Source organism: Pseudomaricurvus hydrocarbonicus (genome assembly GCF_011602365.1).
In the GTDB taxonomy this organism is placed as follows: Bacteria; Pseudomonadota; Gammaproteobacteria; order Pseudomonadales; family Cellvibrionaceae; genus Pseudomaricurvus; species Pseudomaricurvus hydrocarbonicus.
The window spans coordinates 56,007-79,845 of sequence record NZ_JAAONZ010000004.1 but is presented as its reverse complement, the minus strand read 5'-3'; the positions used below and the strand labels follow the sequence as shown (position 1 = coordinate 79,845).

Below are 23,839 nucleotides of genomic sequence, written 5' to 3'. Positions count from 1 at the left end.
CCAAATGAACACTCCTAAACTCATCCTGATCCATAAATCTCTGTGATTTTCGATCAGGTCACAAGCATAAGGCCCTGCTCATGAACAAACCATTAATGCTCTGGACCCGGGGGGGCCAAAACCTCGCGATTGCCATTGGTCCCCATTTCGCTGACAACACCTGCCGCCTCCATAGTTTCGATCAACCGGGCCGCGCGGTTATAACCCACCCGCAATTTTCGCTGTACAGAGGAGATAGATGCCTTGCGGGTTTTGCAGACAAACGCCACCGCTTCATCGTATAACGGGTCAGACTCGTCATTGCCGCCCTCTTCTCCCCCCTCAGAGGCCAGACCAGGGACCGGAATGCTGTTGGTGCTTTCATCGATGACGCCCTCCAGATAATCGGGTTCCCCGCGACGCTTCCAGTCTTCTACCACTTTGTGGACTTCGTGATCATCCACAAAGGCACCGTGTACTCGCAATGGGACACTGGTACCTGGAGGCAGGTACAGCATGTCGCCATGCCCCAGTAGCTGTTCTGCCCCCCCCTGATCAAGAATAGTACGCGAATCAATTTTGGAGGACACCTGAAAGGCAATACGTGTCGGTACGTTGGCTTTAATCAAGCCGGTGATTACATCCACTGAAGGGCGCTGTGTTGCCAGTATTAAGTGGATCCCCGCCGCACGGGCTTTTTGAGCGATGCGCGCAATCAGTTGTTCCACCTTTTTGCCGACAATCATCATCATGTCAGCAAATTCGTCGATCACAATGACAATCGCGGGCAGGGTTTCCAAATTCGGCGCGGTAGCTTCTACTGAGCCCGCTTCAAAGTGATCTTCAGGCACCCACAATGGATCGGGAATCGGCTCACCTTTTTTGTTCGCTTCTTCGACTTTGCGGTTAAAACCGGCAAGGTTTCGAACCCCCATCGCCGCCATCAATTTATAGCGACGCTCCATTTCGCCAACACTCCAACGCAAGCCGTTGGCGGCGTCTTTCATGTCGGTAATGACGGGTGTCAACAGATGGGGAATGCCCTCATAAATAGACAGCTCCAACATTTTGGGGTCAACCAGAATCAGTCGGACCTCCTTCGGCGTGGACTTGTACAGTAAACTCAACAGCATCACGTTCACGCCCACCGACTTACCGGAACCTGTAGTCCCGGCGACCAGCAAGTGGGGCATTTTAGCCAGGTCAGCCACAATTGGCTGCCCTTCAATGTCATGCCCCAGAGCCATGGTCAGCACCGACCTGGAACTGTCATAAACCTCCGATGACAGGACCTCACTGAGTCGGACCATTTCCCTGTGCTCGTTGGGAATCTCAATCCCTACCACCGATTTGCCCGGGATAACCTCAACCACTCGCACACTGATAACCGCCAGCGAACGTGCCAGATCTTTGGCCAAGTTAGTAATACGACTCGCCTTGACCCCCGCTGCAGGCTGCAACTCAAAGCGGGTAACCACCGGTCCGGGCAAAACGGAAACGACCTCGGCCTCCACATTAAAATCTTTCAACTTTAATTCCAGCAGCCGTGACATTGCCTCCAGGGATTCTTTGGAATACCCCTTGCCGCTGGCTTTATCCGCAGGGTCCAACAAACTGATCGGCGGCAGCTCACCCACCACCTGCGTATCGAACAGTGAAGTCTGTTTTTCCTTTTCCAGTCGTGGGCTTGGCTTGGCTTTTTTAACCGGCTCCGTAATCGTCGGAGGAATCCGCACCTTCTGTTTTTCGACCTGGCGCTCAACGGCAATACGACGCTCCGTTTGCACTTTTGCCACTTTCTGTTTCTCAGCTCGCTCTTGTCTGGACTTACGCCAGCGAGCCCCCAGGTTTTCCAAACCCGATAGCGTCAACCGGCCTATATTGTCCATCAATCCCAGCCAGGACAAATCCGTAAAAACCGTCATCCCAAACAGGAATACCGCCAGCAGCAGTAAGGTGCCACCGGTATAACTGAATGCCGCCTCAACCCCGGCCGCGACACTGGAACCAAGAATGCCGCCATTGGAAAAAGGCAATTCGGATGAACCCGTGCCATAGTACATCGAAGCCAGTGCCGTGGCAGACAACATCACTAGGATGAACCCCACGAAACGTAACCCCGCGACCACCAGATCAAAGGGCACCGGGTGCGTTCGATCCCGGAAGACCAGCCATGCTCGATAGGCAATTAACACCGGAAACAAAAACGCCATGTAACCAAACAAGGAATAAAACACATCACCCAGCCAGGCCCCAAAGACCCCACCGGCATTTTGTAAACTGTCACCGGTGGCGGTTCGGGACCAACCGGGATCGGTTGGCGAGTAAGTCACCAGCGCCATCAAAATGTAGAGGCACAGTGCCACCAAGCCGATCAGCGCGCCTTCTTTCACAATGCGTAAAGGCACGGCCCGTGTGGAATCGTTCTTCTGGACTGCTGTGTTGTTAGAGGATTTCAATGATTCACCCAGTGTTGACACTTGTTTTGTAGGAGACGTTTGTGTTCAGCTTGTAACCTGACATTTGCTTAGCGGCTTCAGATTATCGGCCTGACTTTGGCCCAACCAGTCACGCGGATCACGGGCACCTGAACGCCCGACAACCTCCAACAATTTGTTAATATTGACGCTAAGTTATTAATATTGCGATCATTCTATCATTCCTGCCGAATTTGTCCCTTGTTGACCGGCTTTTTATTCCTTATTTGTCTGGTGGTCGACACTGCCCCCCTGATCAGCCCCAAATTCTTCGAAGCATGAGTCGGCTGCGGCTTTTTCGCTGTCTATCACCGGGCAACCCCACCCCTCAGTGGAGCAAAATTCATCCGTTTGGAGCGCTATGACGACAACCTGCGGAAAACCCTGTCGCTTAGGCCGGACATAGACGCAGCCAATGGACTTAATTGCCCATGGCTACTAGTTCTCCTGTCAAGATTTCCCTATCATTAGCCCACTTTTTGATTTGACTATTTATTAGGAAACCACCATGAGTGACGCTCAGCATCATCAGATCATCATTCTGGGTTCAGGCCCGGCGGGCTACACAGCCGCTGTTTACGCGGCCCGAGCCAACCTGAAACCTGTTGTTATCACGGGTATGCAACAAGGTGGTCAGCTGACCACCACCACAGAAGTAGAAAACTGGCCCGGTGGCCCGGCCGATCTTCAGGGCCCTGACCTGATGGTACAGATGCAGCAACATGCTGAGCGTTTCGACACCGAAATCATTTTCGACCACATCCATGAAGCCGACCTGTCGCAGCGACCTTTCACCCTGAAAGGCAGTAATACCTACACCTGTGACGCCCTGGTGATTGCCACCGGTGCGTCGGCTCAGTACTTGGGACTCCCCTCGGAAGAGGCCTATATGGGCAAAGGCGTAAGCGCTTGTGCAACCTGTGACGGCTTTTTCTACCGCAATCAAAAGGTAGCCGTTGTCGGCGGCGGCAACACTGCCGTGGAAGAAGCGCTCTACCTGTCCAATATTGCTGCCGAAGTCACCTTGATTCACCGTCGCGACACACTCCGTTCCGAGAAGATTTTACAAGATAAAATTCTCGAAAAAGCCAAAAACGGCAACGTCAACATCATCTGGGATCACACCCTGGACGAGGTCACAGGCGATGAATCGGGCGTCACGGGTTTGCGCCTGCGCAGCATGAAAGATGACAGCATTCAAGAGATTGATGTCGCCGGCGTATTTATTGCCATTGGTCACAAGCCAAACACCGATATCTTTGCTGGCCAGCTCGACATGAAAGACGGTTACATCACCATCAAAAGTGGTCTGAACGGTGATGCCACCGCCACCAGCGTACCGGGCGTCTTTGCTGCCGGTGATGTGGGCGATCATGTTTACCGCCAGGCCATTACCTCCGCAGGCGCCGGCTGTATGGCGGCACTGGATGCCGAGAAGTTTCTGGACAATCAGTAACACCACACGGTAAGAGTTCGGCAGCTGCCCAACCGTGAAATTCGGTTGTCCAGCTGCTTAACTGTTTGTGGAGTCCAAACAGAACCCCTTACTAACATGATGCCCTCCTTGTCCAGCCGTGAGCACACGTACAATCAGCCCCGCCACTCACCGGTACCGGGCATCTTCAGCTTGTTCACTTTCAGGATGAATCCATTAGCCCGCGTATGAGCCATCTACCCTGGTTATCCAGCAGTACCATCGACTTCCCCCCCACCAGTCACGCACTAAAAGACCCTAACGGACTTTTGGCGGCCGGAGGAGACCTGAGCCCCGAGCGACTGATAACAGCCTATCAGCGCGGCATCTTCCCTTGGTATGACGAAACACAACCCATACTTTGGTGGAGCCCTTCGCCACGCCTTATCCTGATACCCGCAGAGCTCCATGTCTCCAAAAGCATGGCCAAATTACTGCGCAAATCGGCTTTTCGAGTCACCACAGATACCGCCTTCGCACAGGTGGTTAACGCCTGCGCACAACCGCGAGAGCAACAGGACGGAACCTGGATCACTGAAGACATTGTGAATGCCTACTGCCAACTTCATCAGCTGGGGTACGCTCACTCGGTAGAAGTTTGGGAGGGTCAAACTTTGGTTGGCGGTCTCTACGGGGTTGCCCTGGGAAAAGTGTTTTTTGGTGAATCGATGTTCAGCCGCACCAGCAACGCCTCCAAATACGGTTTTATTACGTTGATTAAAGCGCTGGAAAAACTGGATTTTCGGTTGATCGACTGCCAGGTTCACACTGGCCACCTTGCCAGTTTGGGGGCAAAAGAAATAGACCGCGAAACATTCGAAAATTACCTGTTACACTATATTAGTAATCATACTAGTGACAACATCAGCTCCATTTGTGACAACGTTAGTAACACTGCACTGAGGGCTCAGTGGCCCACCGCATTGGGCACCTCTTTCGCTTAATCTCCTTGCCCACGAAGGCTCTGGCATGACCGATTTAGCTAATATTCGCTTGTTTGCAACCCACCCACACGGCTGCAGCTACCTACCGGACGAAGAAGCCACCACCGTATTTGTGGACCCCAACTTCAAAGTGGACGCCAGCCTCTACAGTGCTCTTTCCGAGAACGGCTTCAGACGCAGCGGCAAACACCTTTATCGGCCTCACTGCCAACACTGTAACGCCTGTCTGGCGGCCCGGGTTCCGGTCAAAGAATTCATCAAAGACCGCAAGCAAAGGCGCTGCTGGAACCGCAACGCCGATTTACTGGTCTCCAGCAGTTTGGACATAGACACCCCCGAGCATTACGCCCTCTATGCCAACTATATTGAGCAACGTCATTCCGACGGCGATATGTACCCACCCTCCAGGGAACAATACACCGGTTTTTTGACCCGCGAATGGGGCGTAACCGAGTACCTGGAATTCAGGCATCAGGGTAGATTGTTGGCGGTGGCCGTCTGTGACCGGATGGACAACGGCTACTCCGCCGTTTATACCTTTTTTGACCCTCAGGAAGAGCGCCGCAGCCTCGGGGCCTTCGCCATCCTCTGGCAAATTGAGCTTGCGAAAAGCCTCAACCTGGACAGCCTGTACTTGGGCTACTGGATTAAAAAATGTGACAAAATGAACTACAAAACCCAGTACCGACCACTGGAACTGCTGGTTGATAAGCGCTGGGTGCGGTTAAATTAATTCGTCCCTGAAGCTTTATATCGCCCCAGCCCTTGGCTATGGAAGTGTTTTCAGGCACAATTCACGCCTGCTCAAATCCGGGCACCAGATTTCATCGTAATTGAGGACATTGCCGAATGGCAAAAGAAGATAATTTTGAAATGGAAGGGGAAGTCGTAGACACCCTGCCAAACACCACGTTTAAAGTAAAGCTGGAAAACGGCCACGTCGTGATCGCCCACATCTCAGGTAAAATGCGTAAGAACTACATCCGCATTCTGACTGGCGATAAAGTTAAGGTGGAATTAACACCTTACGATCTCAGCAAAGGCCGCATCACTTACCGCGCCCGATAAGTTTCTGCTTGTACCCGGATGCTGACAGGCATCTGCTATCCACATCCAGACACTCCCAGTTACCCTCTTCGACACGCAACCTTTTGTGTGCCTGAGGGTTTTCCTGCCTGTCGCTTAAAAGTGGGAGCCCAGCAAAAATATTCGATGCCACGATGTCACACGCAGTGACCGCCGACATTTCAGTGTCGGCGTCCTGCCCCTGAGGCTCAACCACCGAATTTCCGGGATTAAGCCTCAAGGTATCATCACCTCAAGCCGTCGCTGTAACCTCCACCTTCAAGGCCAGGTCATCGTCTTCGACAACAACCTCAACAACACCCCCGTTGGTGGACAGATCACCAAACAGCACCTCTTCAGCCAAAGGTTTTTTGAGCTTTTCCTGGATCAATCGAGCCATGGGACGCGCGCCCATTTTTTCGTCATACCCATGAATCGCCAACCACTCTCTAGCCTCGTCACTGACCTCCAAAGTCACACGCTTGTCATCCAGCTGGGACTGCAGTTGAACCAGGAACTTGTCGACCACGGTTTTGATCACATCCAGACTCAATGAACCAAACTGGATAATGGAGTCCAACCGGTTTCTAAACTCTGGAGTGAACATTTTCTTGATGATCTCCATGCCGTCTGAGGTGTGATCCTGGCGCTTGAAACCGATGGATGCACGACTCATTTCCTCAGCACCGGCGTTCGTGGTCATAATCAGAATGACGTTACGAAAATCCGCCTTGCGGCCATTATTGTCCGTCAAGGTGCCATGATCCATCACCTGCAACAATAAGTTAAAGACCTCCGGATGGGCTTTCTCGATTTCGTCAAGCAACACCACGCTGTGCGGGTGCTTGGTGACAGAGTCGGTTAACAGCCCGCCCTGGTCAAACCCAACATATCCGGGTGGCGCACCGATCAAACGGGATACGGTGTGGCGCTCCATGTATTCGGACATATCAAAACGGATCAATTCCACACCCATGGTGGTCGCCAGCTGTTTGCACAGCTCGGTTTTACCCACACCGGTTGGCCCCGCAAAAAGGAAGGAACCAATAGGCTTGTCCGCCACATTCAGGCCAGCTCGGGACAGCTTGATCGAAGTCGAAAGCGCATCAATGGCTTCATCCTGGCCAAACACGGTCATCTTCAGATTTTCATCCAGATGCCGCAGCTGATCGCGGTCCGATGAGGAAACGCTCTTTGGCGGAATTCTCGCAATCTTGGCCACAACCGCCTCAATGTCCTGCACCCCAATCACCTTCTTGCGCTTCGACGGCGGCAGTAATTGCTGATAGGCACCCGCCTCATCAATGACATCGATGGCTTTATCCGGCATAAACCGATCAGGGATGTAACGCTCGGACAAATCCGCCGCCGCTTTTAAGGCTGTATCGGTATAACGTAAATTGTGATGCTCCTCAAAACGGCTCTTCAACCCCTTGAGAATTAAATAGGTATCCTCGGCATTGGGCTCACTGACATCCACTTTTTGAAAACGGCGGGAAAGTGCACGATCCTTTTCAAAAATACCGCGATATTCCTGAAAAGTAGTGGACCCCACGCAGCGGATATCACCTGACGTCAACAGCGGCTTCAACAGGTTCGACGCGTCCATTACGCCTCCAGACGCTGCCCCGGCACCGATGATGGTGTGAATCTCATCAATGAACAAAATGGCATGATCCTGCTTTTTCAGTTCCGCCAACAAGCCCTTAAAGCGCTTCTCAAAGTCACCGCGATACTTGGTACCAGCGAGCAAGGAGCCCAGATCCAGGGAATACACAACGCTGTCCTGCAAAATCTCTGGCACTTCGCCATCCACGATACGCTTGGCCAAACCTTCAGCGATAGCCGTTTTACCGACACCCGACTCCCCCACCAGCAAGGGGTTATTCTTGCGTCGGCGAGTCAAAATCTGGCTGACCCGCTCAACTTCATCCTGACGCCCAATCAGTGGATCAATGCGCCCTAACATGGCCTCTTCGTTGAGATTGGTCGAGTAGGATTCCAGCGGACTTTGGGATGGAGAGTCACCGCCAATGCTGGTTTCATCACTGATATCCTGAGACGGGTCTTCATGATGGTCGTCGTGACCGGACACCTTGGAGATCCCGTGAGTGATAAAGTTGACCACATCGATGCGAGCCACGCTCTGCTGCTTCAGATAATAGACCGCCTGGCTCTCCTGCTCACTGAAGATCGCCACCAGAACATTCGCACCGGTGACTTCCTTTTTACCCGATGACTGAACATGAAACACCGCTCTCTGAAGCACCCGCTGAAAGCCCAGTGTCGGCTGGGTCTCTCGCTCGGTGTCGTTCTCAGGAATGAGTGGCGTTGTTGAATCCACAAACTCAATTAAATCTTTGCGCAGAATGTTTAAATCAGCACCACAGGCCCTTAACACACTCGCAGCCGAGTCGTTATCAATGAGGGCCAGCAACAGGTGCTCGACCGTCATAAACTCATGGCGCTTTGAACGCGCGCCCTTAAAGGCAAGATTTAAGGTCACTTCTAAATCTTTGCTCAGCATTGGCTATCACCTCTAAAGCAACAATTCCAGAACAGACAGGGTCTATTCATCGTCTTCAACCGCTTCAATTTCACACAACAGCGGATGCTCGTTTTCTTTGGCATATTGATTCACTTGTGCCGCTTTAGTTTCAGCGATATCACGAGTAAAGACTCCGCACACCGCTTTCCCTTGGGTATGGACCGTAAGCATCACATTCGTGGCCTGCTCCCTGTTCATACTAAAAAACACTTCCAGTGTCTCAACAACAAACTCCATTGGAGTATAGTCATCGTTGAGAAGCACCACTTTGTACATCGAAGGCCGCTTCAACTGGGGTTCGGACTCCTGAACCGCTACCCCCATATCATCGGCGTATTCGTCGTCGTGGTCATCCTTATTTAATCTTAGTTTATGTTTCTCAAGATTACCCATTAAAAGCCTCGCCCTAGGCGCTCAAATATGCAACAAGCTGGCCGCTTTGCCAGCGTTTTGATTGATTTTTTCACTTGACTTAAAAAAACTTGTCCGATATAAGGGTTGAGAACGTGTCAAGGAAGTTCAAAGTATACCGTTATCAGTCGGGTAGTAACATGCGCTCAGGTGCCTTTATCGAGGCACAGTAATGGCGTAAACCACCGCTGTTTAAAATAATAATACTTGTCGACGCAACTGCCACCATGGGTATAAATCAAGGGATCTACTATGCCAACAGGTACGGTTAAGTGGTTCAATAACGCGAAAGGATATGGCTTCATTTTGCCTGATGAGGGGGGAGAGGACCTCTTTGCTCATTACTCAGCGATTGAAATGGAAGGCTATAAAACCCTCAAGGCCGGTCAGTCGGTGTCATTTGAGATCACTCAGGGCGCCAAAGGTCTTCACGCTCGCAACATACAACTCCCCAACAAACTGAATGCCAGCAAAGGCTCATCCGGTGATGCGATTGGCCCGCCACCAACCAATGTGGCCGACACCCCTAAAGCCGAAGCGATAAACTAGCCACCTTTACCATCCGGCGTAGCCTTCATACAGTCCGTAGACCTATACAAGTACAGAGGGCGCAATTTGGCGAGCTGTATAGGCATCATAGGCGTGACCGCACAATCGCGCCAAGGCTTCTCTCGCCCCAAATTCACAGGGCGCACTCTCAATCCGCTCAAACAGACAATATCACAGGCTCCCCCAAAAGGCGCCCGCGGCTGACTCAGCCCCCTTATGCCCGTTGAGCTCTTAGTGTGCCGGCCTGAAGCCATCACCCCATATGCTTGATCATTTCTGCCCCAAATTCGGAACACGATTTCAGCTCCGCGTCATCCATCAGGCGCTCAAAGTCATAGGTTACCGTCTTGGCGCCGATCGCGCCCTCCATCGCTTTGACAATAAGGTCAGCAGCTTCACCCCACCCCAGGTGGCGCAGCATCATTTCAGCGGACAAGATCAAGGACCCCGGGTTTACCTTATCCTGGCCGGCGTATTTGGGGGCCGTCCCATGCGTTGCTTCGAACAGAGCCACCTCATCCGACAAGTTGGCCCCCGGGGCGATGCCAATGCCTCCGACTTGTGCTGCTAATGCATCTGACAGGTAATCGCCATTGAGGTTTAAGGTCGCAATAACGCTGTATTCAGCGGGTCGGAGCAATACCTGCTGCAGCATGGCGTCAGCAATTACGTCTTTAACGATGATTTCTTTGCCGGTGTTGGGGTTTTTCATCGAACACCAGGGACCGCCGTCAATGGGCTGAGCCCCAAACTCCTCACGCGCCAACTCATAGCCCCAATCGCAAAAGGCTCCCTCAGTAAATTTCATGATATTGCCCTTGTGGACAAGGGTCAGAGAGGGCAAATCCTGATCAATCGTGTATTGAATAGCTTTGCGAACCAACCGTTTAGTCCCCTCCTCGGATACGGGCTTGATGCCGATACCACAATTTTCGGGAAACCGAATTTTAGTGACCCCCATTTCTCCGGTCAGAAAATCGATCACCTTGCTGGCCTCGGGTGTCCCGGCCTTATACTCAATGCCCGCGTAAATATCTTCCGAGTTTTCGCGAAAAATCACCATATTGGTTTTGTCCGGTTCCTTCACCGGCGAAGGCACTCCGGTAAACCAACGTACCGGGCGCTGACACACATAGAGATCCATCTCCTGTCGCAAAGCCACATTCAGTGATCGAAAACCACCACCCACCGGCGTGGTTAACGGCCCCTTAATGCCCACAATGTATTCCTTGATGGCCTCGAGGGTTTCCGCCGGAAACCAGTCCCCCTCATATTTATCAGCCGCTTTTTCACCGCAATACACCTCCATCCAGGCAATTTTTTTACGGCCCCCGTAGGCTTTTGCCACCGCGGCATCTGTCACATCTTTCATCACTGGCGTGATGTCCACACCGATCCCATCCCCCTCAATAAACGGAATGATGGGGTGATCGGGGACATCCAGCGACATATCCTGGTTTACCTTGATCTTTTCACCGGATGTGGGGATCTGAATATGCTGATACGCCATAGCTCTGCTCCATGGGGGGATGTTAGTTCTGAGTGGACAGCTGACACTGTGGGCCATTGCCCCTGATTGCAGCCGGTACTTTGCATACCCTGATTATAGTCGTCTGCGACCAATAACAAGCCGGGGCAGCGCAGAATCCACCAACAACTATTTGGCTTCAGAGCATCGAGACAGAGAAGAGACACACAAAAAAGCCCCAGCAAATATGCTGGGGCTTTTAAAGGCACCGGTCAGAGGAATACTGGCCCGGGCGGTCGCCTGAACGATTATTCAGGCAGACTGGATACCATCGCTTTAGGACAGAACCAGCTTAAGGGCATTATTGAACGTTTCGCTGGGGCGCATGGCGTGAGACGCCTTATCACCATCAAAGCGGTAATACCCCCCCAGATCAACCTCACTTCCCTGGGCCTGATTCAACTCATCCACGATGGTCATTTCATTGGCGGTCAGTTCCTGGGCCAAAGGTCCGAACAACGCCTTCAATTCCAGGTCATCATTTTGCTCAGCCAAAGCCTGAGCCCAGTACATGGCCAGATAGAAGTGACTGCCGCGGTTATCCAGCTCTCTCACTTTACGTGAAGGTGACTTGTTATTGTCCAGGAAAAGTCCATTGGCCTTGTCCAGAGTATCGGCCAGGACCTTGGCTTTTGGCATATCAAAGGTTTGAGCCAAATGAGTCAGAGACTCAGACAGTGCAAGGAATTCTCCCAGAGAGTCCCAGCGCAAATGCCCCTCGGACACAAACTGCTGAACATGCTTCGGCGCAGAACCACCCGCACCCGTTTCGAACAGGCCGCCGCCATTCATCAGCGGGACGATCGACAGCATTTTGGCACTGGTGCCCAACTCAAGGATGGGGTACAAATCCGTCAGGTAATCCCGCAGAACGTTACCGGTTACGGAGATCGTGTCCTCACCGCGGCGGATGCGCTCAATGGAGAACTTGGTCGCCTCGACCGGTGACATGATATAGATCTGCAAGTCCTGAGTGTCGTGCTCCTGCAGGTACACTTCGACTTTCTTAATCAATTCGCGGTCGTGAGCACGGTTTCTGTCCAGCCAGAAAACGGCCGGGGTCTTGCTTGTGCGTGCACGGTTAACAGCCAGTTTAACCCAATCGCGAATCGGTGCATCCTTCACTTTGCACATGCGGAAGATATCACCCGGCTCCACATCCTGCTCCAGCAGAACCTGATTGTCTTCGTCAATCACCTGAATTCGACCCAGCCCCGGAGAGAGGAAGGTTTTGTTGTGTGAACCGTACTCTTCAGCTTTCTTAGCCATCAAACCTACGTTGGACACACTGCCCATCGTTTTGGGATCGTAAGCACCGTTAAGCTTACAATCTTCGATCACAGCCTGATAAATACCGGCGTAACAGCGATCCGGGATCACGGCTTTGGTATCGTGCAGCTGGCCATCTGGCCCCCACATCATACCGGAATCGCGAATCATAGCCGGCATAGAGGCATCGACAATGATGTCACTGGGCACGTGCAGGTTGGTAATCCCTTTGTCGGAATTAACCATCGCCATTTCAGGACGCTTCTTATAACAGGCCGCGATGTCCGCCTTAATTTCTTCTTGCTTGCTTTCGCGCAACTCACCGATTTTGGCGTAAACATCACCAATACCGTTGCTGACATCGACACCGAGGTTATCGAAGATTTTGCCGTGCTTTTCAAAGACTGGCTTGTAGAATTGACGAACCGCATGACCAAACATGATGGGATCAGACACTTTCATCATGGTGGCTTTCAGGTGCAGTGAGAACAGCACTTCCTGCTGCTTCGCGTCTTCGATTTCACGCTCATAGAAATTATTCAAGGCGCGAACGTTCATCACGGCAGAGTCAATCACCTCCCCCGCCAAAACCGGGGTCTTCTTGCGCAGGATGGTAATTTTTCCATCATCGCCAATGTATTTGATGACAACATTGCCTTTCTTTTCAACGACGGTAGAGGTCTCGCTGCCGTAGAAATCGCCATAGGTCATGTGCGCAACATGAGATTTTGAGTCTGGAGACCAGACGCCCATACGATGGCTGTTCTTTTTGGCGTAAGCCTTCACGGACGCTGCCGCACGGCGATCCGAGTTGCCCTCACGCAGAACCGGGTTCACGGCACTGCCTTTGACCTGGTCGTAAAGCGCCTTGATTTTGACTTCTTTGTCATTGGCAGGCTCATCCGGATAATCAGGAAGAGAATAGCCTTGACTCTGTAATTCTTTGATCGCTGCATTCAGCTGAGGAACAGAAGCACTGATATTTGGGAGCTTAACAATGTTGGCAGCCGGGGTTTCAGCCAGATCACCCAGTTCAGCAAGGTCATCGCTTACTTTTTTGTCGTCTGGAAGAAAGTCTGAAAGATTTGCCAGGATCCGGGCCGCCAGGGAAATGTCCCGGGTTTCGACTTTAATATCGGCCTTGTTGGCAAAAGCCTGTACGATGGGCAACAGTGAGTAGGTCGCCAGTGCTGGAGCCTCATCGGTCAGAGTGTAGATAATCTTGGGTGTATCTTTAGACATTGTATCTCCCATTACGTCTGTACAACTGATTGTATCGCTTCCAATGAGCCATAACCGAATGACTTGTGATCTGCTCGGCTCCTCATTTTTCGGAGCGCATCATATCAAATACCCGTGTATTTAGGTAGTAAAATTACATCACAGATAAGAATCAATCACCCTTATGAGCCGCATTATTCTGCTAAACAAACCCTTTCAGGTCCTCAGTCAATTCAGCGACAGCGATGGCCGAACCACGCTCAAGCACTACCTTCCAGAGCACACCGGCTTTTACCCCGCAGGCCGTCTTGACTACGACTCCGAAGGGCTCATGCTACTCACCGATAACGGTTTGCTGCAGCACCGCATCAGCGATCCGAAGCACAAGCAGCCGAAGACTTACTGGGCCCAGGTAGAAGGTATTCCCACCGCAGGATCCCTGCAAGAACTGGCTCAAGGCGTCACCCTTAAAGATGGGCTCACCCGCCCTGCCAAGGTCAAAGCCATAGAGACACCCCCAAATCTGTGGGCGCGGACCCCCCCCATTCGGGAGCGCCAAAGCATCCCCACTCAGTGGCTGGAAATCACCATTACCGAAGGCCGAAATCGCCAGGTCAGGCGAATGACCGCAGCCATTGGACACCCCACCCTGCGACTCATCCGGGCCGCGATAGGAAGCTGGAAACTGGGCAATCTCAAGCCGGGAGAGTATCGCACTGAAACCGTCACCGCCCCCGCGACCGACAAGGGCAAGCCACCCACAGCCCAGAAACAGCAGCCGCCCAAAGCAAGGGCCGCCCGCCAGAAACGCAAACCCGGCAACAGCCGGCCCGACAGAAGAACCAGATAACCACGGCGTTTTGTTGTAAAACTACAAAACCACCCTGCCCACCACAACCGACAAGCGATGCCATGAACAATTCCACAATGGATCAAAATCGACCCCACGCCACGGTTGCCACCATCGTCGAGCGCAACCAGAAATACCTGCTGGTTCGGGAACAACGAGACGGCAAGATCGTCTATAACCAGCCTGCAGGCCACATTGAAAACGGGGAGTCTGTTGTCCAGGCGGCCATCCGGGAAACCCTGGAAGAAACCGGCTGGAACATATTGCCAACCCGCTTTGCCGGGCTTTCAACCTACCACGCGCCCAACGGCATCAGTTATCTGCGCTCGACCCTGATTGCCGAACCCCTCTCCCAGGTGGCCGATGCCCCACTGGATGAAGGCATTCTGGAAGCAGTATGGCTAGACTATGAAGAGATTCTCATGATCGAAGATCAGCTGCGCAGCCCCATTGTCAAAAAGGTCATTGATGACTATCGCATGGGGATATCCTACCCTCTGGACATTCTTTATGAGCAGAGCCCGATCCGCTGAGGGGGTCGGCGTAGCCATAATTAACATGAAAGACGAGCCAACCTCGGAAAAAGGGTCACTCTCCGAAAACAGAGGTATCAACACGCCATCATGAAGCGGCACGTAAAAAGCTTTTTACAGGTCCGAAAAGCCACCGTTCCGGAATCCCGGCTGGTGCAAAAGCACAAGGATGAAGGCGAATTATTGCCCTCAACATTCACCCTGGTGGTCTGGAACATTTTTAAACGCCACGGGGGGGAGATCTTTGATCGCGACCTCTGCGACCTTTCACAAAGATCCGACATCGCCTGCCTGCAGGAAGTTTTATCCGAAGAAGAACTCTATTTACCCAAAGAAATGCACAGCCTGAACCACAATTACGGCATCAGCTACCATCGCCCAGACGGCTTCACCGAAGGCGTACTCACGGCCAGTCACTACCTGTTTGACCGCCACTCCCAAGCCATGCACAGCCTGAGCCGAGAGCCTGTCACCAACACCCCCAAAACCACACTGATCAGCTTTATGCCCATGGCCTGCGGCCAAACGCTGCTGCTGATCAATTTGCATATGCTGCTCTTTAAACGCCGGACGCAATTTCGAGGGGAACTGGAACACATTCTGACGTATTGTGCGCCCTATGATGAGCTTCCGGCCGTCTTTTGTGGCGACTTTAATACCTTCACCCTGACTCAACTGAAGCTTTTGGATGATATTTTGGGCGACAAAGGCTTTAGCCGGTGCCTGCCCCGGCACGCCCCGAGAACCAAACGCTATCTCGACCACATCTACATTCGTCGTTTAAACCTGCTTGAAATGGAAATTATTGATACCATCTCCAGTTCTGACCACTCGCCACTGGTCTGCAAAGTCGAACTCAGTGGCGCGTAATTGATCTTTTACAGAATTCAACCCCGGTCATGTGTACTGAAACGGTGGCACCGGCCGGATAGCCCCCGGCCCCGGTCGAGCAACTCAGATCGCTAGAGCGACGGCTCGACCCCGTGTCACGATGGCCACACTATAAAACATGACCACAAGCCCGATTTAGGAATTTTCTTTGACTACCCAGCAGCACAATTCACAGACAGCACCGCCCCCAAACAACCATTCCGGGACAAAAGTTATCGTCGGCATGTCTGGCGGCGTTGACTCTTCCGTTTCGGCCCTGCTGCTACTGGAGCAGGGTTATCAGGTAGAAGGCCTGTTCATGAAGAACTGGGATGAGGACGACGGCACTGAATACTGCTCGGCCAAAGACGATTTGGCCGATGCCGAAGCCGTCTGCATCAAGCTCGGCATCAAACTTCACACCGCCAACTTTGCAGCCGAATACTGGGATAACGTCTTTGAGCACTTTCTTGAAGAATATCAGGCTGGCCGCACCCCCAACCCCGACATTCTCTGCAATCGGGAAATCAAATTTAAGGTTTTTCTGGAATACGCCGAGGTCCTCGGCGCGGACCTGATCGCGACGGGCCACTATGTGCGCAGAGGCGACACTGACGACAGTTCCGGCGCGCGTCATACCCAACTCCTAAAAGGCCTGGATAACAACAAAGACCAAAGCTACTTTCTTCACGCAGTCGGTGAAGAAGAGTTTTCCAAATCTCTTTTCCCAGTGGGGGAGCTGGATAAGACGGTGGTTCGCCAGCTGGCTGAAGAGCACGACCTGATTACCCACAACAAAAAAGACAGCACCGGCATCTGCTTTATCGGCGAAAGGCGCTTTAAAGACTTCCTGCAGCAATACTTGCCGGCTCAGCCGGGCGACATTGTCGATGACAAAGGCAGGGTGATCGGCAGGCACAGTGGCTTGATGTACCACACCATTGGCCAGCGCCAGGGGTTGGGTATTGGCGGTCTGAAAAACGCCAGCGATGCCCCCTGGTACGTGGCAGGCAAAAACCTGGAGACCAATCAATTGATTGCCGTTCAGGGGACAAACCACCCCATGCTGTTCAGCCCCGCTCTCGATGCCGGGCAAAGCCACTGGATCAATGGCGCACCTGGCGGTCAGTCTTTCCGCTGTATGGCCAAAACCCGATATCGACAGCCAGACCAGGCTTGCGAGGTCACATTGAAAGATGGTGGTCGCCTGAGCGTCACCTTTGACGAACCGCAGCGAGCCGTCACGCCGGGACAATCCGTGGTGTTTTACCAGGGTGACGTCTGTCTGGGCGGTGCCGTCATTGAGCGAGCACACTGACACGCGCCCCTCTTGACGACAGCGATCCAGCCCCCAACACCATATTCAACCGAAGATTTAACAGGGATTTACCTTTGAGCAAAAACTGGAATGACATCACTCTCGCCATGGCCGGTGTGTTTCAAGCGGCAGGCCTGGTAGAACAACTGGCAAAAACCGGCTACGTCCCGGCCGATGCACAAAGGGCCTCGCTACAAACGCTGTTTGTGCAAAACCCCCAATCTACACTCGATGTCTATGGCGGACACATCAACCACGTGGAACTGGGCCTCAAAATCATGAGTGATCTGCTGCACCATCATCAGAATCGCGACTATCCGGATACCCTGCGGTATGTACTGGGCATACTGCACCTGCAAAAAAAGATGATGGGGCGCAAGGATATGCTCGAAGTAATCGGTAAACGCCTGGAACAGAGCCAGCGGCAAGCGGAACATTTTGACATCACCCATGAGAACGTACTGTCGGGGCTCGGCGGCCTCTATGGCGATACCATCAGCACGTTCAAGTTCCGCATACAGGTTATGGGGGATTTCAGCTATCTCCAACAAACCCGGGTCGCCAATCAGGTGCGGGCCTTATTGCTGGCTGGCATCCGTTCAGCCACCTTGTGGCGCCAGGTCGGCGGCACCCGCTTTCAAGTGGTATTACAGCGCAAAAAGCTGTCCCAGTGTGCCGATCAGCTGTTGAAACAACTCAACTGACCCCCTGTCATGCCGCCGCGCCATTAAGCTCCTGCCTATAAGTGGCAGTGAGCTTATAAGTTGAATCTAATAAGCAGCACAATAAGCCCCAGATAATAAAGCCGAGCGCGGCATTTTCCGGTATGATGCCGCCCCTGAAACCTTGTACGTTGAAACTTTGCACCCGGAAACCTAGCACAATCTTTAGGGTGTACATTTTCTGAGTACGTAAACCCCTTCCCCCATCTGACAGACAAATGGTTTTGATGACTATGGACCTCTCCGCACTGACCGCTGTATCCCCTATCGACGGCCGTTATGGCAGCAAAACTGCCGACTACCGTAACATTTTCAGTGAATTCGGCTTGATTCGCTGCCGAGTTGAAGTTGAAATCCGCTGGCTACAGCAGCTGGCCAGGCACGACGGCATCAGTGAAGTACCGCCGTTCAGCGACGAAGCCAATGCCATTCTCGACGGTATCGTGTCCAATTTTAACGAAGAGCACGCCACCCGCATCAAAACTATTGAAAGCACCACCAACCACGACGTGAAAGCCGTGGAATACTTTATCAAAGAGCAATTCGCCGGTAACGCTGAGCTGGAAAAAGTCACCGAATTTGTCCACTTTGCCTGCACCTCGGAAGACATTAACAACCTGTCGCATGCCCTCATGCTGCGCGATGGTCGTAACAGCGTGCTACTGCCACAGGCTCAAAAAATCATTGACGCGATTGCCGCCATGGCCACAGATTATGCGGCCGACCCCATGCTGTCTCGCACCCACGGCCAAACCGCCTCGCCGACCACTGTCGGCAAAGAAATGGCGAACGTGGTTGCCCGCTTGCGCCGCCAGCTGGCACAAATTGAAAAGGTGGAGCTGCTGGGTAAAATCAACGGCGCCGTTGGCAACTACAACGCCCACCTGTCTGCCTACCCCGCGATCGACTGGCAAGCCAACGCTGAATCCTTTGTGGAAAGTCTCGGTCTGAGCTGGAACCCATACACCACCCAGATTGAGCCACACGACTACATCGCTGAGCTGTTTGACGCCATTGCGCGCTTCAACACAATCCTGATTGATTTTAACCGCGATGTCTGGGGCTACATATCCCTGGGGTACTTCAAGCAAAAAACCGTTGCCGGGGAAGTGGGCTCATCCACCATGCCGCACAAGGTTAACCCCATCGACTTCGAAAACTCCGAAGGTAATCTGGGCATCGCCAACGCCGTCTTTGGCCATCTGGCCACCAAACTGCCGATCTCTCGCTGGCAGCGCGACCTGACCGACTCCACCGTGCTGCGCAACATGGGCGTTGGTTTTGGTTACTGCGGCATCGCCTACGCCTCAGTCCTGAAAGGCATCGGCAAGCTGGAGATCAATCGCGAGCGCCTGGCTCAGGATCTGGACAACAGCTGGGAAGTTCTCGCCGAGCCGATTCAGACCATCATGCGGCGTTACGATGTGCCAGAGCCTTACGAAAAACTGAAAGCGCTGACCCGCGGCCAGACCATCAACCGCGAAGTGCTGGCCGCATTCGTGGAAACACTGGAAATCCCGGAAGAAGCCAAACAGGTGATGCGCGACCTGACCCCTGCCAACTATATTGGCAACGCCATCGCACAAGCGAAGGACATTTAAGCCTCAGGCCCTCAAAACGCAGGGCCAAACACCGGCCCCGCCACCTTGGCGGGACTGGTGCCTTCTTTCCCTCCCGCTCTCGCATTCACACTCAGGGGTGCCCATGAAGTCGCCACTCACCCAATTGGGTAACATCAGTACCGAAGACTTTATTCGTGATTATTGGCAACAAAAACCCCTTCTGATCAAGCAGGCACTGCCCAACTACCAAAGCCCGATCAGCCCTGACGAACTGGCCGGCCTGGCGCTGGAAGAAGAGATCGAGTCTCGCATCATCCTGGAGAACGGCACATCGCCGTGGGAATTGCGCCAAGGCCCCTTCCATGAGGATGAGTTTTCGACACTCCCCAAGGACAAGTGGACCCTGCTGATACAGGCGGCCGACCACTTTGTTCCCGAAGTTGCCGATCTGCTGGATCAATTTCGGTTTATTCCCAGCTGGCGACTCGATGACATTATGATCAGCTACGCCACCAACGGCGGCAGCGTGGGCCCTCATTACGATCAATATGACGTCTTTTTGCTCCAGGCTGGAGGGCAGCGCCACTGGCAAGTTGGTCAACTTTGCAACAGCCAGTCCCCCAAGCGGGACGACACCGACCTGCACATACTCACTGAATTTGAGGAGCGGGCTTCCTTTCTGCTGGAGCCGGGGGACATGCTGTATTTGCCTCCACAAGTCGCTCACTGGGGCAAAGCTGTCGGCGATGACTGCATCACCTACTCAATCGGGTTCCGCGCGCCCAGCCAGGCAGAAATTCTGGAAGAACTGCTGCAAGAGCACCTGTCCAACTTGACGGAAGACGACCGCTTTCAGGACCCGGCTTTTTCCCCACAAGCCCATACCGGAGAAATCTCTCAAGCTGCGCTGCAACAGATTCAGCAACTTTGGCAACAGGCCATTACCCCCGCCAACATAGAAGCCTGGTTCGGACGTCACATGACGACACCCAAGTATGACACCGAGGACAGATTGCTGCCGGACGAGCTGTTTGCAGACGACATCCCCGAATGGAGCGATGAAGACACCCTGATCCGCGACCCCGCATCGCGCTTTGCCTTCACCCACTCCGCGGATGAGCAAGCGACTCTGTTTGTTGATGGCGACAGCTACCAAACCAGCCCCGCGCTGGCGCACCTGCTGAGCGATTGCAGCGTGTTCACGGGAGCCGCCTTGTCAGGCGCCATTCAAACCAACAGTGATCAGCAGATTGTGGATTTGCTGCTCGCCAATCAACAGGTGTTTGTCGGCGAAGCTTGAATGCTTAGCGCCTGGGCAGAGCGTTAATCTCCTCAGGCTTTTTCTGCCTTCAGAGTGACCTGTTGCGGCAACCGTGGCATGCTTCTACCTATCGATTCTTGACCTCGAATTTGACCGCAGCGGAGTCCCGATGAAACCGGAAAACACCACCCCCCACACCCGCCAATCATCGTCCAGGGAAATACCCTCAGAAAACTGCGAAACCCTCACCCTGCTGCAGGGCCCTGAGGCCTTCGCCAAACATCTGCAACAGATGTTGACCCAGGGCCGCCGTCATGTGGAGATTCTGACGCAACAGCTGGACCCGTTGCTGTTCGCCAATGCCGATGTGTGTGCTGCACTTAGCGGCCTCGCACGAGCCCACCGTCAGGCGGAAGTCCGCATCCTGATCAAAGATCCCAAGCCCTTGTTTGGCCGGCACCATCCGCTGCTCGCGCTGCAAAAAAGGCTCACCAGCAAGGTCAACATACGCCGCCTCACGACCCCGCCACACAGTGAGCATCAGGGTTATGTGATTGTGGATCAACGCCAGCTACTGCTTCAGCATCAGGAGGGGGAATTTCAAGGGTTTTGCAATACCGACGCGGCCCCCGAAGCAAAATCGCTGCTGGAGGAATTTAATACGTTATGGCTGCGACACGCGGAAGAGATCGTCGAACTGCGCCCGCTTTCCCTGTAATTGGGAAGTGTTCACAGCAAAAGGGGGTCGTATTGCCTCACACATTACCAAAAGGACCAAGTATTGCCTCGCACCTCACGCCAACGCAAGTATGTCGCTAATGTCCGAGGCACAGAGGATGGGCTCGTAAGGTTTTAGGCGTGAGATATGATGGGCACCATAGTCAACGGCAATACGCGGCATGTCGGCGCGCCGAGCCATTTCCATATCAAACTCAGTATCCCCAATCATGATGGCCTCTTCCGTCGGCACCTTCATTTCAGCCAAGAGTTCATGCAACATCAGCGGATGGGGCTTGGACGCCGTTTCATCGGAACAGCGAGTGGCATGAAAAACATCCAGCATGCCAACCGACGCCAGCACTCGATCCAGCCCCGCACGACTTTTTCCGGTCGCCACGGCAATCTGGTGGCCATTGTTCAACAAGCGCTCCAACGTGAGCTCTGCATTGCTGAACATTGTCGAAGGCTGACTGTCCGCTGACACAAAATGTTCCGCATATGCAGCTCGCATACTTTCAACTCCCTGCGGTTCCAGTTCCGGGTACAACGCCTGTATAGCCTCCGGCAAGCCCAAACCAATGATGTTCTGCACCTGTGCATCGTCCAGGGCCGGCAAATTGTGAGTGCTGGCCGCCCGGTGCATGCAGCGGACTATGTTGGCCGTGGAATCACAGAGCGTACCGTCCCAATCAAAGATAAAAAACATACCCACCCCTGCCCTTAACCCCTGCCTTGATGGTTTACTCACCCGCCTGGTCTGCGGGGGTCAGCTGGGCCAGAGGTTTAGCCAAACGTTCATCCAGTGGCGCCTCAACCCGTATTTTTCTGGTTTCATCGGGCAGCAAAAGAGACAGGGCCGCCGCGTGCAAAAACAACCGATTAAAGCCTTTGGCTTTCATCGCTTTATTAAAGTCATCGTTTCCGTACTTGGGATCGCCCACCAACCCATGCCCTTGATATTGGGCATGTACCCGTATCTGATGGGTACGCCCGGTGATGGGCTTTGCCTCAACCAGTGTGGCGCCGACATAGCGCCGTAACACTTTAAAATGGGTTAGCGACGCTTTCCCTTCTGGATCCACCTTCACGATACGCTCGCCACTGCTGATTTCATTTTTTCTCAACGGGGCGCTTACTTCCTTGCAACGATTGGGCCAACGGCCCTCGACCAGCGCGTGATAATACTTCTGGATGTGGCCATCACGCAGCTGTTGGTGCAGATAACGCAACATGCTGCGCTTTTTGGCGATCATGATGCAGCCAGACGTATCTCGATCCAATCGATGCACCAGCTCCAGGTGGCGATCTTCCGGACGCATTTGGCGCAGCACCTCAATCAACCCCAAATTAATACCGCTGCCACCGTGCACGGCCAGCCCGGAAGGCTTGTTAAGGATTATCAGGCCATTGTTTTCAAACAGGATGGATTCAGCCAGCAGGGTTTTCAGCTGTTCACTGGCGTCAGGCAAGATTTTGGCGTCCGGCAGACGCACTGGCGGGATACGCACCACATCCCCGGCTTTGAGCTTGTACTCCGCTTTGATTCGGCCTTTGTTCACGCGCACTTCACCTTTGCGTAAAATGCGGTAAATCAAGGTCTTGGGCACGCCTTTGAGCTGCCCAAGCAAGAAATTGTCTATCCGCTGGCCAGCGCGATCGGCATCGATCTCGACAAGCTGAACCTTGGGGGTTTGGGGTTGACCGGCTGAGGTCACTGCATCTGTGTGTGTTTTCATGAGCGCATTATACCTGTTTTCACCAATTCCACCCCAAAACCCCTTTATTTTCAGCCAAATACGGCCAGCATTTGAAGGTCAAGCAGTTTATTGCTATAGTCGTCAGGTCTGCACAGGCAGGTTTCCGGACACCGCAAAAGAAGGCGTGTTGCTAGGGAATACCGCTGACAGACAGGGCTTATGATAGCTGGAAGTCGGAACGCGAGAAGCCTGGTGACATCACCCCCCTTCCAGACAGCCCCACAAGACAATGACACCAACGACGATGAAAAGGCCGTTAATTGACCTCTCACCTCGGGTGTCCGATGACAACCGCCCACTTTGTAGCGGGTCATCCGTAAAAAGATCGTGATAAAGAGATACTCATTCGGATGCAGGTGAATCTGAAGTTAACATGCAGAAGCAACACTGAGGCATAACTGCCCATGCGGTTCTACAGCGGCTCTAATTAAGCCCCTACAACCCTAAACAGACATGCTCTGCACGACTTTAAACGCCTGCATTCAAGACACCAGCTTAAGTCAGTTGGTGTAAAAATAGAGTCCATGGTGACGGAAACCAACAAACAGCAGTAACACAGGCCCTTATCCCCAAGGAAAGGATCTGACGAATTCGTTATTGCTGTTTTTTGACCTGATTACCCAACAGCCGACCATTCGAGCCTGTATGTTTGTCAGGATGACTGCCCGAGAGGGCGATCAATCCTGATAATTGACCCGGCAGCGAATGGTGAACGCGAGGCTGATCTCCCACGCTCTTCAGCGGACTGCCCTCTCTTTGTGTGCCAACCATTCAGGTAACA

20 protein-coding genes are annotated in these 23,839 nt (G+C 53.1%); 13 read left to right on the top strand and 7 right to left on the bottom strand.

Going from position 1 to position 23,839, the window contains the following annotated elements:
• Nucleotides 1–92: 92 nt before the first annotated feature.
• Entirely contained in the window at nt 93–2,438 is a 2,346-nt protein-coding gene (locus G8770_RS07035) for a DNA translocase FtsK (protein WP_279537114.1), read from the bottom strand.
• A 526-nt stretch (nt 2,439–2,964) separates the two neighbouring features.
• Here G8770_RS07035 and trxB point away from each other — a divergent pair.
• The 4 genes from trxB to infA all read left to right on the top strand — a co-directional run bounded on the left by trxB (nt 2,965) and on the right by infA (nt 5,942).
• Nucleotides 2,965–3,912, top strand: coding sequence for a thioredoxin-disulfide reductase (gene trxB, locus G8770_RS07030; protein WP_167183931.1), 948 nt, complete (start codon nt 2,965–2,967; stop codon nt 3,910–3,912).
• A 206-nt stretch (nt 3,913–4,118) separates the two neighbouring features.
• Complete coding sequence (gene aat / locus G8770_RS07025) at nt 4,119–4,874, top strand: leucyl/phenylalanyl-tRNA--protein transferase (protein ID WP_167183928.1); 756 nt, start codon at nt 4,119–4,121, stop codon at nt 4,872–4,874.
• A gap of 25 nt (nt 4,875–4,899) precedes the next feature.
• Complete coding sequence (locus G8770_RS07020; RefSeq protein WP_167183925.1) at nt 4,900–5,607, top strand: arginyltransferase; 708 nt, start codon at nt 4,900–4,902, stop codon at nt 5,605–5,607.
• A gap of 116 nt (nt 5,608–5,723) precedes the next feature.
• On the top strand, nt 5,724–5,942 hold the full coding sequence (gene infA / locus G8770_RS07015) for a translation initiation factor IF-1 (protein ID WP_167183922.1): 219 nt from the start codon (nt 5,724–5,726) through the stop codon (nt 5,940–5,942).
• A 250-nt stretch (nt 5,943–6,192) separates the two neighbouring features.
• Here infA and clpA read toward each other — a convergent pair whose 3' ends face one another.
• Nucleotides 6,193–8,466, bottom strand: a complete 2,274-nt coding sequence (gene clpA, locus G8770_RS07010) for an ATP-dependent Clp protease ATP-binding subunit ClpA (protein WP_167183920.1) — start codon at nt 8,464–8,466, stop codon at nt 6,193–6,195.
• 42 nt (nt 8,467–8,508) lie between these two features.
• Complete coding sequence (gene clpS / locus G8770_RS07005; protein ID WP_167183917.1) at nt 8,509–8,880, bottom strand: ATP-dependent Clp protease adapter ClpS; 372 nt, start codon at nt 8,878–8,880, stop codon at nt 8,509–8,511.
• A gap of 270 nt (nt 8,881–9,150) precedes the next feature.
• Here clpS and cspD point away from each other — a divergent pair, with 270 nt between their 5' ends.
• On the top strand, nt 9,151–9,447 hold the full coding sequence (gene cspD / locus G8770_RS24355) for a cold shock domain-containing protein CspD (protein WP_167183914.1): 297 nt from the start codon (nt 9,151–9,153) through the stop codon (nt 9,445–9,447).
• A gap of 253 nt (nt 9,448–9,700) precedes the next feature.
• Here the strand turns inward: cspD and icd are convergent, their stop codons facing one another.
• Together icd and G8770_RS06990 are read right to left on the bottom strand one after the other, a co-directional pair.
• Nucleotides 9,701–10,957 (bottom strand): NADP-dependent isocitrate dehydrogenase, encoded by a 1,257-nt coding sequence (gene icd, locus G8770_RS06995; protein WP_167183911.1) that lies wholly within the window; start codon nt 10,955–10,957, stop codon nt 9,701–9,703.
• A 294-nt stretch (nt 10,958–11,251) separates the two neighbouring features.
• Complete coding sequence (locus G8770_RS06990) at nt 11,252–13,486, bottom strand: NADP-dependent isocitrate dehydrogenase (protein ID WP_167183908.1); 2,235 nt, start codon at nt 13,484–13,486, stop codon at nt 11,252–11,254.
• Between the two features lie 163 nt (nt 13,487–13,649).
• Between G8770_RS06990 and G8770_RS06985 the strand changes: the two genes are divergently transcribed.
• The 8 genes from G8770_RS06985 (at nt 13,650) to G8770_RS06950 (ending at nt 21,299) form a co-directional block, all read left to right on the top strand.
• A complete protein-coding gene (locus G8770_RS06985; RefSeq protein ID WP_167183905.1) occupies nt 13,650–14,315 on the top strand; it encodes a pseudouridine synthase in 666 nt (221 codons plus the stop codon).
• A gap of 62 nt (nt 14,316–14,377) precedes the next feature.
• Nucleotides 14,378–14,848, top strand: coding sequence for an NUDIX hydrolase (locus G8770_RS06980; protein ID WP_243760316.1), 471 nt, complete (start codon nt 14,378–14,380; stop codon nt 14,846–14,848).
• A 90-nt stretch (nt 14,849–14,938) separates the two neighbouring features.
• Nucleotides 14,939–15,718: an endonuclease/exonuclease/phosphatase family protein gene (locus G8770_RS06975; RefSeq protein ID WP_167183902.1), complete on the top strand. Its 780-nt coding sequence runs from the start codon at nt 14,939–14,941 to the stop codon at nt 15,716–15,718.
• A 169-nt stretch (nt 15,719–15,887) separates the two neighbouring features.
• Entirely contained in the window at nt 15,888–17,036 is a 1,149-nt protein-coding gene (gene mnmA / locus G8770_RS06970) for a tRNA 2-thiouridine(34) synthase MnmA (RefSeq protein WP_425050063.1), read from the top strand.
• Nucleotides 17,037–17,110: 74 nt separating this feature from the next.
• Complete coding sequence (gene hflD, locus G8770_RS06965) at nt 17,111–17,740, top strand: high frequency lysogenization protein HflD (protein WP_167183899.1); 630 nt, start codon at nt 17,111–17,113, stop codon at nt 17,738–17,740.
• Between the two features lie 251 nt (nt 17,741–17,991).
• The gene (gene purB, locus G8770_RS06960; protein ID WP_167183896.1) at nt 17,992–19,359 is read left to right on the top strand and encodes an adenylosuccinate lyase; all 1,368 of its coding nucleotides are present in this window, start codon (nt 17,992–17,994) and stop codon (nt 19,357–19,359) included.
• Nucleotides 19,360–19,462: 103 nt separating this feature from the next.
• Nucleotides 19,463–20,620: a cupin domain-containing protein gene (locus G8770_RS06955; protein WP_167183894.1), complete on the top strand. Its 1,158-nt coding sequence runs from the start codon at nt 19,463–19,465 to the stop codon at nt 20,618–20,620.
• A gap of 130 nt (nt 20,621–20,750) precedes the next feature.
• Complete coding sequence (locus tag G8770_RS06950) at nt 20,751–21,299, top strand: DUF7931 domain-containing protein (RefSeq protein ID WP_167183890.1); 549 nt, start codon at nt 20,751–20,753, stop codon at nt 21,297–21,299.
• 75 nt (nt 21,300–21,374) lie between these two features.
• Here G8770_RS06950 and G8770_RS06945 read toward each other — a convergent pair whose 3' ends face one another.
• Together G8770_RS06945 and rluC are read right to left on the bottom strand one after the other, a co-directional pair.
• Nucleotides 21,375–22,007, bottom strand: a complete 633-nt coding sequence (locus G8770_RS06945; RefSeq protein ID WP_167183887.1) for an HAD family hydrolase — start codon at nt 22,005–22,007, stop codon at nt 21,375–21,377.
• 34 nt (nt 22,008–22,041) lie between these two features.
• Nucleotides 22,042–23,037, bottom strand: coding sequence for a 23S rRNA pseudouridine(955/2504/2580) synthase RluC (rluC, locus tag G8770_RS06940; protein WP_167183884.1), 996 nt, complete (start codon nt 23,035–23,037; stop codon nt 22,042–22,044).
• Nucleotides 23,038–23,839: the final 802 nt, after the last annotated feature.

What these genes read in the sequence shown, in the direction of transcription:
- clpA (WP_167183920.1), bottom strand. Translation starts at nt 8,466, where the DNA reads ATGCTGAGCAAAGATTTAGAAGTGACCTTAAATCTTGCCTTTAAGGGC.
- G8770_RS06990 (WP_167183908.1), bottom strand. Translation starts at nt 13,486, where the DNA reads ATGTCTAAAGATACACCCAAGATTATCTACACTCTGACCGATGAGGCT.
- trxB (WP_167183931.1), top strand. Translation starts at nt 2,965, where the DNA reads ATGAGTGACGCTCAGCATCATCAGATCATCATTCTGGGTTCAGGCCCG.
- G8770_RS06985 (WP_167183905.1), top strand. Translation starts at nt 13,650, where the DNA reads ATGAGCCGCATTATTCTGCTAAACAAACCCTTTCAGGTCCTCAGTCAA.
- purB (WP_167183896.1), top strand. Translation starts at nt 17,992, where the DNA reads ATGGACCTCTCCGCACTGACCGCTGTATCCCCTATCGACGGCCGTTAT.
- clpS (WP_167183917.1), bottom strand. Translation starts at nt 8,880, where the DNA reads ATGGGTAATCTTGAGAAACATAAACTAAGATTAAATAAGGATGACCAC.
- G8770_RS06945 (WP_167183887.1), bottom strand. Translation starts at nt 22,007, where the DNA reads ATGTTTTTTATCTTTGATTGGGACGGTACGCTCTGTGATTCCACGGCC.
- cspD (WP_167183914.1), top strand. Translation starts at nt 9,151, where the DNA reads ATGCCAACAGGTACGGTTAAGTGGTTCAATAACGCGAAAGGATATGGC.
- icd (WP_167183911.1), bottom strand. Translation starts at nt 10,957, where the DNA reads ATGGCGTATCAGCATATTCAGATCCCCACATCCGGTGAAAAGATCAAG.
- G8770_RS06975 (WP_167183902.1), top strand. Translation starts at nt 14,939, where the DNA reads ATGAAGCGGCACGTAAAAAGCTTTTTACAGGTCCGAAAAGCCACCGTT.
- G8770_RS07020 (WP_167183925.1), top strand. Translation starts at nt 4,900, where the DNA reads ATGACCGATTTAGCTAATATTCGCTTGTTTGCAACCCACCCACACGGC.
- G8770_RS06950 (WP_167183890.1), top strand. Translation starts at nt 20,751, where the DNA reads ATGAAACCGGAAAACACCACCCCCCACACCCGCCAATCATCGTCCAGG.
- aat (WP_167183928.1), top strand. Translation starts at nt 4,119, where the DNA reads ATGAGCCATCTACCCTGGTTATCCAGCAGTACCATCGACTTCCCCCCC.
- G8770_RS06955 (WP_167183894.1), top strand. Translation starts at nt 19,463, where the DNA reads ATGAAGTCGCCACTCACCCAATTGGGTAACATCAGTACCGAAGACTTT.
- rluC (WP_167183884.1), bottom strand. Translation starts at nt 23,037, where the DNA reads ATGAAAACACACACAGATGCAGTGACCTCAGCCGGTCAACCCCAAACC.
- infA (WP_167183922.1), top strand. Translation starts at nt 5,724, where the DNA reads ATGGCAAAAGAAGATAATTTTGAAATGGAAGGGGAAGTCGTAGACACC.
- G8770_RS06980 (WP_243760316.1), top strand. Translation starts at nt 14,378, where the DNA reads ATGAACAATTCCACAATGGATCAAAATCGACCCCACGCCACGGTTGCC.